The organism is Candidatus Nitrosocosmicus oleophilus (genome assembly GCF_000802205.1).
Classification (GTDB): Archaea; Thermoproteota; Nitrososphaeria; order Nitrososphaerales; family Nitrososphaeraceae; genus Nitrosocosmicus; species Nitrosocosmicus oleophilus.
The window spans coordinates 1,544,398-1,557,884 of sequence record NZ_CP012850.1; the positions used below are offsets into that span (position 1 = coordinate 1,544,398).

Sequence of the window (13,487 nt, forward strand, 5' to 3'; positions counted from 1 at the left end):
CTGCGACATCATTTACTTCCTCAAAGGTCTGGTGCGTTGGAGTGCCAGACCTTGTGAGTAGCTGAAATTTTTATCTTTTGTATTAGAACCCGCTCTCAATTTAAAGCGATAGCATGTCCATTCTCTTAACAAAATTGTTAGTATCGTTTTTGACTACAAATGGTGCTCGGATACTAATTTACTGAAATTTGAATCAACGGCGTCGTCAAATTCTATGTGTGAAAGCCAAAAGGGTTTTTCAAAGTAAATCAAAAAATGGGTTGATATTTAGTCCGCCTAAATTTATCGCAACAAGACAGGTCGGGCATTTACTTGAATACGGAACATAACATAAGGCTTAACTCGGCGATCCTTCCCATTGTTATAACGAGCTTGACGATGCAATTGATTAGCGGTAACATAGAGATATCCATCTGTAGCTAGTGAAAGGGTATCGGGCCATAGGAGGCGTGAATCATATGCCAATGTTTCCCATATCTTGTCAGAATGTCTAAGACGAAGAATGGCATTATGCTCATAGTTAGTTGAGTAGATATTACCAGAGGCATCTGATTCAAGACCATCCGATGCACCACCCCTGTCACCATGATCTTTTATGGTAGCAACAACATCCGATTCTGGTGTATCACGATTAATAAGGGCATCTATATCTACACTGTATAACTTACGACTCCCAAGTGGACAGTAGTATAAACGAGACCCATCAGAGCTAATTGCGATGCCGTCAGCGCCCATGCTGGCTCCATGTTTCACCGACCCATTTTGTTGTTCTTCTAGGAATGGCTTACCTTCTACTAGAGGAAGAAAGGCTTGCAGATCCTCCGGTTTGGTCGATTTGTGATCATTAAGTCGACGCCAGCTTTCACCAGATCCAAGGTCAACCACAATAAATCCATTCGATCCCTTTTGAGATGAATCTGTGATGAAGGCCATACCCTCATCGCCTCTTCGTAAGTCGAATCGAATATCGTTTAGATAGGTTGTAGGTAATGCCACTGTTTGGGAAAACAAAATCTTTTTAGTTACTTTGTTTGTTTCCAAATCAACACAAATCAACTTTGGCCCTCCGTATTTTGTGGGTTGAAATAAGGGGCTACCAGTGTCAAGAATCCATAACCTGTCACGAGGGTCAACAACAACAGACTGTACTGATACTAAAGTTGAAGCTTGATCATCTTCATTTGTTTTGTTTAATGACTCATCCGGATAAGCAACCATGTTCCCATCTTTAAGTATTTCAGCAACAGAGTATTTGACATCGTCACCCCACTTTGGAAAGTTTACAAATATTCTACCCTTATGGGATACTGTCACTCCTGTTGGCATAGCATCATTAAAAAAAGCTACGGTTTCTAATGCTCCTACTGGATCAGCAGATGGCAACTTGTGTAGATGAGTATTTTTTGGATTATTTGACATACTATGATATCAAAAACATAGCTCATATACTTGAGATCTCTTTCGTTGCCTTTAAGCGCGGCGCCTCTTACATTGTATTCACATAATACATATCTCTCTTACAATACCTGCCGAATATGAGATCAATCTTTTCGGTAAATTTCACTCAACAATTGACTCTATCTTTATAATTATAGAATTGAGATCAAGGCATAAATCTCTGTTAGAGTAATATAATTTCAATGAATAAATATTCATTTATCTTTTTAACAGTAATAACTACAGCCTTATTATCAACTGGTAGCGTCGTAACAAATGCTTTTTCTAGTACATCAGCTAGTGTATCTTATTGTCCCCCAATATGCTTAGATGAAGTACAACAGCATGTAAACGATGCAAAAGATGCACTAAACGATGGAAAACTCGTTGAAGCAGCATCTGAATTAGATATAGTTAGTAGTCTATTAGACCAACTAGACGATATGACTAGTAAATCAGAGTAATATTAGACTAATACTCTGGTTAGGATATATTTCTGAAACCGATCTAAATTATTTTATCCATAAGATAATAGTTCACTACCTTCATACTCCCCATGGTAACTGCTTACTAAATTAATTAGGGTATTAGCGGTAGAATAAAGCATCTGAATGGGTCAAACGGCTATTCTGTTTGAAAACCATGATTGTCATCTATGACTCGTACGATGGGCAAGGGTCTTGTTTACATGTCAGACGTCATGGTTTGGGTAGTTACTAGAACAATGACATTTAAACTGCCCGATATTCTATTGTTGTTTTTCCTCTTTAAAATGAGGTAACACTTTTTTGCAGAATTGTTGTACAAAATCAAGTTCATCAGGACTAGTGCTGTGTATATAAATCTGGGTGAAACCACATTTAAAATATTCTTCAAGTGGTTTTATCAAATCTTCCACAGACGTTACTATTAGGGTTGACTTTTCTAGCTCTTCGTCTGATACTTCTTCTAGTGCTTTTTGCTGTAATTTTCTTGGATCATTAATGGCAGTATCAAATACATTCCTTATTTCGCTTGCTCTCCAAAAATTTATGGATTTGAATGCCTCATCGTAATCCTCGGAATAGGATATTCTGGGTTTGCTTATTTTTTCAAGTTTATTTGGATCTTTACCTGCGGCAACAGCGGCCTCATCGAATTTATCAAATACTTCTTTTGAATTATTAGGCTTTGATACCGTGATCAATCCATCTGTAAGAGTAGCAGCAGCTGCAGTAGCCTTGGGTCCTGAGGCAGCCATATACAAAGGAATTGGATATGAAGGAAGTGAATAGAGTTTAGCCGATTTTGTCTTGAAATATTGACCATTATAGTTCAAAAATCCATCTTTGTCGATAAACTTCTTGTCCGATGTAAAACTAGTTTCCCTATTTGATTGAGGTTGTCGCTCTTTTTCCCAGAGAATCTTTATAATTTCAATGGCTTCTATCGTCCTTTCCAATCTAGTTCTTGAGGAGGGCCATTCAAATCCAACGGAAACTTCATTCATGGCTTCTCCTGAACCTAATCCCAAGCTAATTCTGCGTGGATATAATATGGCAAGAGATGCAAATGCTTGCGCTATTATTGCAGGATTGTACCTATAAATCGGAGAAGTGACTCCAGTAACAAATCGCATCTTCTTTGTTCTTTCTGCAGCTGCTGCAAGCCATATCCAGGTAAAATTTCCAAATCCTCCGTCATTCCACCAAGGGTGAAAATGATCACTAGTCATAGTTGAAGTAAAGCCGCCTTTCTCTGCTTCAATTGTGAACTTGATTAAATCTTGCATAGAATATTGTTCTTGGGAGGCCCAATACCCAACTGTCCTCATGTCTTGTTATTTCTACTAAAGTATTTATTCCATATACCTACATTAAGCGATGTAATTTCAGAATTAAACAATCTCATTGAAAAGTTTACTATTGTTTGGAATAGGTAGGATGCCAGAATTTGTAGAGTTGTTTGTTAATGATGAAGATTGGTTGGAAATGTTGAGACCATAGGTCAACGGAAAGAACAAATGAGACCAAATCTACACCTTTCCAGCAGAGTCTTGTCAATCGAACGAAATCATTATCTATATACGGGAAAAATTGATGATTTACAATTAGTAGCCAATCCATGAGGACAAATAGATCACATAATAAAACTAATAACCAATGAATCAACCGCAAATCAGAATAATATCTGTCATAATAGTTCATTTTCAACACAAATATTAAAAACTTAATCTTTGTTGGTTAGTAAAATTCCAAAGTAATTGTATTTGGAAATCTTCGACCACTATAATTATGCCGGTTCTATGACAATATTTGTTATACAATTAGACATCTTCTTCTGGCTGGTATACTTTGTATGATTCCATTAGGTCAATTACAAAAGTACCAAAACTATTACATGTTGCAAATTTGCACATTTTCAATTTTCCATTGGTAAGCATAATTCTTCCAGCCAGAAATGAAGAAAATTATATCGAAGAATGTCTAAAAAGTCTACTAAGTCAGGATTATCTAACTATGAAATAATTGCTATTAATGATTCATCTTCAGATGATACAGGAAGAGTAATCAAAAAGTATAGTTTTAGTCATAGTAAAGTAACCTATGTTGAAAATCCTCCATTACCACAGGGATGGACAGGTAAGAATTGGGCGTGTTACCAAGGCTACTTTATGCTGGTCGCTTTTATCTAATCATTAGTTAAATCAAAACAAGGGCATGTGATCAGCTGGAGAGATAGGAAATATTCACTCAGAATAAAAAACAAAAACAAATATCAATAGTGGATGATTTTGAAATGTTACGTATTCTACATATTGCATGTCTAACTGATTATTTTTCTATTTGTTTTAGAATTACGAAATAAAAAAAGTCAAAGAATAATCTGGCTACTAGGAGTTTGATATCTATTTTGATTCACAAAGTTGGACAAGAAACAAATGTATCTTTATTATCTTTTCCAGTTTCATGATAATTCTTTACAATTCATTTTCCATTCTCGGTAAAATATTCTCATTTATCCTAGGCCTTTTTGTTCAAATCATTAAAAAAGCCCACATTCGAAATTATAAAGTCATTCCATATTTTGTTGAAAGCCATAGCACTTTCTATGTAAGTGCTAATCATCCCTGAATACATGTCTGGTATTTTTTTAAAGAATTCTTGGTTGTTCCACAATTGCTTCTGGAAATTTTCAAAGTATTGAGCGTATACTGATTGAAATGAATTTATAGCCTGTTTTTGATATTCAAGATAGTTATCTGCTAGCGCGTTGGTGACTTTAACTGTTTGTTCCTGTGTATCAGTAATAGCCTGAGTATAGCGGGGAACTTGATTCCTTGCTTCTTCTGTACTTGTCTCCATGGTTCTTTTAGAATCTGCTGATGCGTTGATGACAGCTTGGGCGGATTCTTCTTCATTATAATCCTCAACAAATGATTGTAAATTGTTGTTATTGTTTGGATTGATGGATTTATCGTTGTAATCTGTATTCTTACCTGGAATAATTTCTTCAATTATATCAGGAGATTCTGCGTCATTCTTATCATTATTAGCCATGTAGTAAAACATTTTAATTAACAAGTTATAAAAGACTAATAGATACCAATTCTGTTCAAAAAACAATTTTTCAATTCTTATTATGAGGCATTTTTATTTTAGTCGTAATCCTCATTGATATTGATCCAAGTCAATATTTCTTGAGATCCATTTCATGCATATTTCAAGAATTAATTAACTTTATTGTAGAAACAGGTGAGGATGAAAAAAATGCAGTTATATAACATAAGAAGGTATGGTGGATAAAACATGGACTATATTGACAATGTAGCGATCTTGGATGAAGATCTTATTTCACTTGAACTTGAAATCTCTACAGTAAATGCACATAATGCTGGCTCCGGTGATCTTCATTATGTTAATATTGTCTTCTCCGACGGTACACGCCTTTATGAGCCTTTTAATCTTAAGCTATATAATGAGATCGGATTATCTGAAATACCGATTAGTATTGGAACTTTGCCCCCTCGTGGAAAGACAAAGAGGTTTGCCCTCCCCGTCCCACCTGCACTTAACCGCAAACTAATTGATATTTCCGAGGTATTCCTTCGCAAGGATGGTACTGATGGATGGTTTGTAGGTAGCATACTTTTGTTTGCTAATGGCCACTCAATGCCCTTAATTGGAAATAGTAACGCTAATCAATTCCTTGACAACGATAATGCTGTACTGATGCTTCGAGATTGGTCTACAGGGTCATTCTGTGTCGCCCCAGCCTCCAATGCTAAAGATCCTCTACCACGATCTGGGTATCGGGTCCTGGGTCCTGTGGTGGGCCAAGTCTCAGACACTTCTGCAGTTATACTTTATCGCGTGGATCGAGTGGGCTACTATCGCTTTCGAGCATTTGATACTATTACCAATCTCAAGGTTCATGATGAAACTCAAAAATTAGAGCCCACTTATCGATTCAATCTAACCGGTCTTCTACCGAATCGGCGTTATGAATTTAACCTCAGTTTTTTGCGCGCTGGTTTTGAAACTCCAGTGCCTGATGGCTCGGGCTCAATTCTTACATATCCTCCTGAAGGGTCTCATGGGCAATTTACCTTTGCATTTGGTTCTTGTGTTAAATCTAAAAAGCAGATAGCACAGGGATCATGGACAGCCATTAAAGCATTAACGGAATCATCGGCAAGTGGTATCAGCCCTGTGCGCTTGTTTGTTCATCTTGGTGATACGTTCTATTTTTATGATCACGTGACTGAGGAGATACCCCGCAATGTAGAATCAATGCATGCTGCTCATGTCTCAATGCGACGCCATTTAGAATTTCTCGATATGGCTAAAGTGGTACCATCTTGCGGAATCTGGGACGATCATGACTTTGCTGGAAACGACAAAGATAGTAAAGCTATTAACAGCGAGTTACGTATGCAGGCTGTATGGACTTGGTTACAGTACTGGGGAAATCAACCCATTTCCCTCGAAGAAATTGGTAAAACAGGACTAACTACCAGGATCTCTTATGGACTAGTTGATATTTATTTACTTGATGGCCGCTTTAGGCGTGATAAGGACAGAGGCATATTCTTTGGTAATGACATAATTGATAAAGTACTTGATACGATCAATAAACGTGGAACCATAGATCCGCGGGTTGTAATACTAGGTACTGGTATCAGCTGGAATCATCATGCAGAAGATGGAGAGGGTTACGGTCAAAGTAAATACGATGATGAGCGAGAGAGACTGTATAGAGAATTGGCAATTCGGATGGGTAAGACCATTAATGGTCTTTTGTTTATCTCAGGCGACATTCATATCAATGAAATCTATCATATTGATCTGGGAGGAGGTCGTATGGCCCCAGAATTTGTCTCATCGCCGCTTACACGGAACACTGGTCTTAGGGGGCCACGTGACATTCAAGGTGAGCGCGTCGCTAGTTTCTCTTCAAAGGAGAAACGAGGTTTTGCCACCTTGACAATTGATACGCTAAAAGGTACTAGAGATAAATGGAGGGCGACCATTCGTTATTTTCAAGAGGCTACTGGTGCCCAGTATGAGAGGCGTTCATATACTCTGTCTAATGGTCAATTCAATCCTGACCCGGTTTAAATCATTAGCTCAACATAGATGCGACATGATCACCAAAAAATTTCTTTCTCTACATTTGAATTTATTAATCAAATGATTTTGTAACATGACATGTTACAAATCTAGTTCGCAACATCGTTACATATTAGAATGTTAATAAAAATATGGGACATCTTTACTGATATGGCTCAGGCTCTGGATTTGGTTCTGGAGATGGTTCAGGGACAGGCTCTGGATTAGGTTGTGGTTGTGGTTGTGGTTCTGGAGTAGGATAAGGCTCAGGAGCTGGCGGTGGCGGTTCGGACAATTTCCTGGATAAGATGGAACCAACAAATTCACTGATTAAGAAGTTTTCCATCATTTTATCAATAGTAGCTGATATTTTTGCTTTATGACACGCTATGAAATGAATCTTTTTTACGAGCTACTAGTAGCCGGTGTCACGTTGATAGAACTGGAGTTGGATTGTGATTATCTTGATATATTTCCAAATGTGTTACTCATCGAATTTTCAGCCCCGTCTGCACTGTTATTTCTTGGCAGGGTCAAATCTTCGCTATCATTAGTATCAGTAAATGATAAATGTTTATTATCTGATGATCTGTTATCAAATAAAACTCCAAGGCCACTGCTAGCATATGCTTGCATTGAAGACCCTGCTGCAGTTAACACTATTATAGCCAAGACAAGAATTTTAAGCATGCTGTATATAGTACATCAATCATTAAATAGTTCATATTTCTATCCGCAAACTATGGTATTTGATTAGGCCTTTCATTTTATACTTTAACATTATGACAGCTACTGCAATAATGGTCGGCATTCGATATTCTGTAGATACCATATATCACAACGATTAAGAGGATCCACAAGAATGAAATATTATTCATTCCTATTGTACGGCCGCGCTTGAGGACAGCCCGGCCCGATGAATAACGACCTAAACGATTAAGCGTAAACCAAAACTAAAAAGAATGAATACTACTCTATGTAGGTATATACGTAATTGCAATTTATTAACCTGATTTAACAAAAACCTTCCAGTAGAAATAATATTGTGCTTCACCTCCTTGTGGACCATGAGTTTTGTCATGTTCATCCCTATCTATTTGTGGTCCTATAGATGCCCGTGCACCTCCCGCTCTAGAGCCTCTAATATATTCAATATCATGCATATTACTTAGGTAAGAAAGAGTTTTGAAGTTAACTCTGTGCTCTACGGCCGCATGACCGCCATATTTTTGTCTTTATGAAAAGCAGGTACGATGCCCGAGTCGCGAATAATTGATTCCCTAAAATTATTTTCATTAAAACCATCTACCAATTTTAATTGAAGATTGTACCCAGGATATTCATCTTCTTTGGTCATCAAGCAATTCAATGATCAATTTTTTGTCTACCTTAGGCAGACAATTTGCCATTGCCTCTTCAAATTCTCGAAACTTATTTTTTATATTATCGGTACAATGGAAAATAAGAATAATACTTTAAATAATAAAGACATTTTCAACCCTTACATAGTAAATCCGAACCAAGAAAATAGTAGTCTCAAAGAAATAACTATTCTTGATATAACTGTCAACGTAAAGATCTTTTGTCATCTATTTTGATGACAATACCAGAAAAAGTATTCTAAAAACTGATAAATTCAAGGACAATACTTGAAATTTTTATTCAGTAATTTTTGATTTATTTCGTGAAGACCAAAAGGTTTGTTTAGAATTTTTCCATTCTATGTAATCTTTCAGTACGTTCTTATGGTCAAAACCAAAATCCTCTTTATCAATATCTTTGATATCCACCCATTTAATCGAGGAAGCACCATCGCCTGCTATAGGTTCTTTGTTTTGACTATTTGGAGAGATCTTTCCTATAAACACTGTGGACATAATATGACCTCTGGGGTCTCTATTAGGATCAGAATATACTCCCAATATATGATCCAAGTCTACTTCTACAGATGTTTCCTCCATTACTTCACGTATAGCTGCCTCTTCTACTGTTTCTCCTATTTTAATGAAGCCACCTGGAAATACCATTTTACCTTCAAAGGGCTCTTTGACTCTTTTAATAAATAACACTCGAGAATTATTATCAATTATCGTGTCAACAGTAGGAATAGGGTTCTTATATTCATCTTGTTTTGACATATCCATTAAAAATTATACAACAAACAACTTAAACATCGCACTTGGATTCTCATTATCCAATATTTTTATCCACCAATTAAACCTTGAACATCTTACTCAGTTGAACAAGTATTTAGAAAAAGTTGTTCATAAAGTGATATGATTTCCATTTTTATTATATTGATTAATATTTGTGTACTATCATTTAGAACCAGTTGAAAAGATTAAATTTCGATTAATAGTAACGATTAGAGCAATCTATCAGCGATATTCATCATGACACACTTAACAGATAAAAAAGGTATATTTATAAAATGACAAGGGAAAATAAATCTAATCCTATGATAATGTCTTTGCAATCTCCTTATAAGAAATTTTCGTCAATAGGGGCATACGTTGATGTTAGCGGAAAGACAAAATACTGTGTAAGTTGCAGTAACACAGCTGCTCAAGAAGTAATATTCACTGCAGATGGATCTACCATTTTAGAAAAATACTGTGACTCCTGCGCAAAAAAGAATATACCATAATAGATTCCAAAAGATCGTTTATCTGATCTTCACTGTCAAAATAAGCAAGGCTCACTATTCCTAGGATCTCACTTGTGAAGATGAAAACAGAAAAACATTTGTTTTAAAGAGATGAAATTTAAGAATTACCCCACTCCTTATACGGTCCTATATCGTTACTAAATTAGGTAGCACATTCTGTTGTATGTGAAACAAATTTGGCTCTAACCCTATTTTTTTTAAATGTAAATGGAATTTATGATCCTAGTTCTAAAATAATAGTACAATGATCTTGGATCATCTTTCAAGCATGATGAAGATAATCTGGAGAGGCCGTTTGATTCTAAACGGAGAAACTCTTATTGTTCCATGATTACAATTCCTTGGAATATTGGAAATACTGGAAATAATAATGATGCTTCTAGTATGGGCAATCATCTCAACAATTAGTGTTGCCATTCTCATTCAAGGAATGTTTGAAAGAAAGTAGGATTTCCAAAAATAATATTGGTACCTTGAGAATCTAAATTTGATGTAAAATATAGTAGGTGATACAGTTGTCCTTTATTGTCACAAATTTATTGAAAAAATTGTTCAAGGAGCAGATAGATCCACGTCATCAAGTTTCATTTTCATAGCACTGACATATTAGTAAATAATCATTTCTCCTCCGATATCCACGATCTATAGAACAAAGAATACATAAACGGTTACTATGATTATTAGCGCATAACATTTGACAATTAAATATTAATTTATCAAGATTTAGGGAATTGAAATTCAAACATTCATTTCCCCCGTCTCTGGATCTCCTATATTTGGAACTTTAAAACTAGACCTGAAAAACAGTGAAAATTAGAGTATTGTAAGAATGAGAATTAAGATAGAAATGAGGTAGTATATGCCATCATTACATACCTCACTCCTATTTAATGACGCTTTAAGACTCCTTCAAATAGTTGCTTGAAGTAGATTGATGTGTATAATATAGTATATAATGATAATAAATCGATAAAAATGAGGAAAAATCAGATGCATGCGAGGCTAGAGATAACAGCATCCTATTTCCTCATTAATGAAGTTGTTTCGTTACTCTTTAACTGGTGCTAGAGTAACCTCGTATGTATAAGATACTATTTAACGATAATAAAAATATCTGGAAATGGGAGGAATAAGATAATGGGGAGCATGAAATTAGCATCTTATCCTCCTCATTCCATGACTTGACAAATTACCTTTGTAAGTATATCTAGGCCAAAGAATGTGAATAATATAGTATTTAACGATAATAAAAATAGATAGGAGGAGAGGAGACGAGATTAATTATGTTAAAAAAAATGAATGTTCCTTGCGGTATTAAGTTCTAATACAGTTTAGTGGTCGTCGATTTACGCTTGATGCGAGTTTGAGTTTGATTCATTGGCAAAATAATCTAGTAATATACGTACAAGTCTAATTCTGGTAAATGAGAAATATCTTGCCAAGCAAGTCTAAATACATCGATTGAGTCACCTAAAAAATCTGTTTTGTTGTATGTAAAGCATTGAATTATTTGAAAATCAATTGTTTCTTTGATAATCTATCATAAGATACCAAAACAAGGATGAATGTATTGGTATTAATTATGACCAATAAGGTTGTTCATAATCATATGATATTTATGGATTGTTTATGACATCATATATCTTTGTTAGAATATCTACAAATTTCTTTCTGTCAGGACTAGAATTGGTAAATACAATTTCAGTAAATCCAATATTTACATATTGTTGTAGTTTTTTGATTCCTTCTTCCAAATCAGATATAACAAATAATTTTTTTTGCAAAGAATCATCGTCAATAACCTGACCATTTTCTTCAATCTTGGATAATGTACATCAACATCAAAGAATGCTTTAATCATAGATCCTCTCCAAAATCTAATTGATTCTAATGCCTTTTGTTTATTTTCATCATATGAAGCAGGAATAAATAATATCCTTTCTAGTTTCTCATAGTCTTTTCCTGCCTTAATAGATCCTTTTTTTACGGCAGGGATCAAAATATCTTTAATTTTTATCTATGTCCAATTCATTAGTTACAAATCCATTTCCCTCCTCGCCGGCTAATTGAGCAGATTGTATGCCCAGACCAGCGATATATATCGGAATTGGGTAAGGGGGTTTAGTATATAAATTGGAATCTTTGATTGAATAAAATTCTCCACTAAAAGTAACCCCATCTTGTGACCATAATTTTTTTATTAACTTAATGGATTCTCTTAAACGTCTAAATTTTTCTATGTTAGGTGGCCAAATATTTCCAGAAGGTACTTCATTTAATGCTTCTCCTCTCCCTAGTCCTAAAAAAACTCTTTTTGGAAACATATAAGCCAAAGTAGCAATACTTGTGCTACTATCGCAGGATGATATCTTAGGATAGGAGCTGTTACCCCAGTACCGATAACCAATTTGGTTGTCTTTGCTAAGGCAGCTCCCATCCATGGCCATGCAGCCCCTCCGGAAGCTCCTGTATCCCACCAAGGCATATAATGATCACTGGTCCCACAACGTTCTATCCCCTTCTTGTCCAAATATATCACATCATCTAACAAATCAATAGGATTAATTTGTTCATGAGCTGCTTGAATACTTAATCTTGTTTTAACCTCTGCTGATTTTGACACAGATATTCTGGTATATCATATTTTATTAGGTTAACAAGGCTAGTTGAGTAGATATACACATGATGCCTTCTCCGGTTTAGACTCCTAATAACTAACAAGAAAATTTTTAATTCGAATTTCTTAGTTATTCTTTATTTAAATTAACTATTATTATCAAAATAAATGCTAATCTACTAATCAAAACCATGTTACTAGATTGCCTATTTAATATATATTCCTTAATGTGATGCATGACACATGTAGCAAAAATAACAGAAATAGTAGGCTCATCGGGCAAGAGTTGGGAGGATGCTGTTCAGGTAGCATTAACTGAAGCGACAAAAACAATTCGCGGTATAACTGGAATTGAGTTAACCGATATGACAGCTAGAGTAGATCCAAATACGGGAAAAATATCTGAATATCATTCTACTGTAAAGATAGCCTTCGGGGTAGAACATTCCTAAGAAGGCGATTTCCAAACTCTACCCATTTCCCTAATTTTTGAACATCAACACTTGAACTATTGCACTAGGATCTTCTTTTGAGAAATTGGCAACTTATTACTATTCTAGTTAAATCGAATATTTGTTAAATCAAATTCTTATAATCATAGTCGGGGGTTTAAAATTCATAAATTCTTTTTCCTTAGTACCGATCGATTCTGTTCAGGTAGTTTTTCTCTCCAATACGTACAATAAGTGTTCTATGAGCGCAGGATTTACATTTTTTTAGTTTAATTTTTTCCACATCAAATATTGTCCACCCCTTTTAGCTTGTTTGGTAATGTAGTTAATTCACAATCCGAGATCCTTGATCGTTGAAATTTCCATAATTCAATTGGAATCAGTTCGACGCTTTTTAAACCAATTGCACTAAGTATTATTGTACAATAAATAATACGTTCTTTTATTTATCTATTTGATCTTAATTTTTCAAAGTAATGCGTGTCCCTTGAGGCACAAAACTATCCATAATTAACCAAATATATTCTATGTATGTAAAAATATCTTACAAAGAATCAATAGAATTTATCCTGAAAAAATTGTTTTCATTCAAAGATCATAATCCATTGAAAAAATGAAAAATGAAATCTACTAATCCATTAGACAGATTTACCATGAATAGTTTCATACCTGTCTGAAAGCTTGGTCCTAAACTCAAACTCAAATCGTAGGATATTTTCTTA

At 35.1% G+C, this 13,487-nt stretch carries 13 protein-coding genes and 2 pseudogenes; 5 read left to right on the top strand and 10 right to left on the bottom strand.

Features of this window, described 5'->3' with window-relative positions; genetic code table 11:
- Positions 1-282 precede the first annotated feature (282 nt).
- Positions 283-1,419, bottom strand: coding sequence for an L-dopachrome tautomerase-related protein (locus NMY3_RS07445; protein WP_196818277.1), 1,137 nt, complete (start codon positions 1,417-1,419; stop codon positions 283-285).
- 221 nt (positions 1,420-1,640) lie between these two features.
- On the opposite strand from NMY3_RS07445, the gene NMY3_RS07450 reads away from it, so the two are divergent.
- Complete coding sequence (locus NMY3_RS07450; protein WP_196818278.1) at positions 1,641-1,901, top strand: hypothetical protein; 261 nt, start codon at positions 1,641-1,643, stop codon at positions 1,899-1,901.
- Positions 1,902-2,185: 284 nt separating this feature from the next.
- Here the strand turns inward: NMY3_RS07450 and NMY3_RS07455 are convergent, their stop codons facing one another.
- Entirely contained in the window at positions 2,186-3,250 is a 1,065-nt protein-coding gene (locus NMY3_RS07455; protein ID WP_196818279.1) for an LLM class flavin-dependent oxidoreductase, read from the bottom strand.
- A gap of 598 nt (positions 3,251-3,848) precedes the next feature.
- Between NMY3_RS07455 and NMY3_RS07460 the strand changes: the two are divergent.
- Positions 3,849-4,111 (top strand): annotated as a pseudogene (locus NMY3_RS07460) (glycosyltransferase family 2 protein).
- A 328-nt stretch (positions 4,112-4,439) separates the two neighbouring features.
- On the opposite strand, the gene NMY3_RS07465 reads toward NMY3_RS07460, so the two are convergent.
- Positions 4,440-4,976 (bottom strand): hypothetical protein, encoded by a 537-nt coding sequence (locus tag NMY3_RS07465; RefSeq protein WP_196818281.1) that lies wholly within the window; start codon positions 4,974-4,976, stop codon positions 4,440-4,442.
- A 249-nt stretch (positions 4,977-5,225) separates the two neighbouring features.
- Between NMY3_RS07465 and NMY3_RS07470 the strand changes: the two genes are divergently transcribed.
- The gene (locus tag NMY3_RS07470) at positions 5,226-7,037 is read left to right on the top strand and encodes a hypothetical protein (RefSeq protein WP_196818282.1); all 1,812 of its coding nucleotides are present in this window, start codon (positions 5,226-5,228) and stop codon (positions 7,035-7,037) included.
- 154 nt (positions 7,038-7,191) lie between these two features.
- Here NMY3_RS07470 and NMY3_RS07475 read toward each other — a convergent pair whose 3' ends face one another.
- The 5 genes from NMY3_RS07475 to NMY3_RS07495 all read right to left on the bottom strand — a co-directional run bounded on the left by NMY3_RS07475 (position 7,192) and on the right by NMY3_RS07495 (position 9,166).
- Positions 7,192-7,374 (bottom strand): hypothetical protein, encoded by a 183-nt coding sequence (locus NMY3_RS07475; protein ID WP_196818283.1) that lies wholly within the window; start codon positions 7,372-7,374, stop codon positions 7,192-7,194.
- A 113-nt stretch (positions 7,375-7,487) separates the two neighbouring features.
- On the bottom strand, positions 7,488-7,718 hold the full coding sequence (locus NMY3_RS07480) for a hypothetical protein (protein WP_196818284.1): 231 nt from the start codon (positions 7,716-7,718) through the stop codon (positions 7,488-7,490).
- Between the two features lie 314 nt (positions 7,719-8,032).
- Complete coding sequence (locus NMY3_RS07485) at positions 8,033-8,191, bottom strand: hypothetical protein (protein ID WP_196818285.1); 159 nt, start codon at positions 8,189-8,191, stop codon at positions 8,033-8,035.
- Positions 8,192-8,232: 41 nt separating this feature from the next.
- A complete protein-coding gene (locus tag NMY3_RS07490) occupies positions 8,233-8,385 on the bottom strand; it encodes a hypothetical protein (RefSeq protein WP_196818286.1) in 153 nt (50 codons plus the stop codon).
- Between the two features lie 301 nt (positions 8,386-8,686).
- Positions 8,687-9,166, bottom strand: a complete 480-nt coding sequence (locus NMY3_RS07495; RefSeq protein WP_231100384.1) for an NUDIX domain-containing protein — start codon at positions 9,164-9,166, stop codon at positions 8,687-8,689.
- Between the two features lie 293 nt (positions 9,167-9,459).
- Between NMY3_RS07495 and NMY3_RS07500 the strand changes: the two genes are divergently transcribed.
- The gene (locus NMY3_RS07500; RefSeq protein ID WP_196818622.1) at positions 9,460-9,675 is read left to right on the top strand and encodes a hypothetical protein; all 216 of its coding nucleotides are present in this window, start codon (positions 9,460-9,462) and stop codon (positions 9,673-9,675) included.
- Between the two features lie 1,637 nt (positions 9,676-11,312).
- On the opposite strand, the gene NMY3_RS07505 is transcribed toward NMY3_RS07500, so the two are convergent.
- Both NMY3_RS07505 and NMY3_RS16690 read right to left on the bottom strand, forming a co-directional pair.
- The gene (locus NMY3_RS07505; RefSeq protein WP_196818288.1) at positions 11,313-11,480 is read right to left on the bottom strand and encodes a hypothetical protein; all 168 of its coding nucleotides are present in this window, start codon (positions 11,478-11,480) and stop codon (positions 11,313-11,315) included.
- 222 nt (positions 11,481-11,702) lie between these two features.
- Positions 11,703-12,319 (bottom strand): annotated as a pseudogene (locus NMY3_RS16690) (LLM class flavin-dependent oxidoreductase).
- Between the two features lie 230 nt (positions 12,320-12,549).
- Between NMY3_RS16690 and NMY3_RS07520 the strand changes: the two are divergent.
- Complete coding sequence (locus NMY3_RS07520) at positions 12,550-12,765, top strand: dodecin family protein (protein WP_196818291.1); 216 nt, start codon at positions 12,550-12,552, stop codon at positions 12,763-12,765.
- The last annotated feature ends 722 nt before the right edge of the window (positions 12,766-13,487 follow it).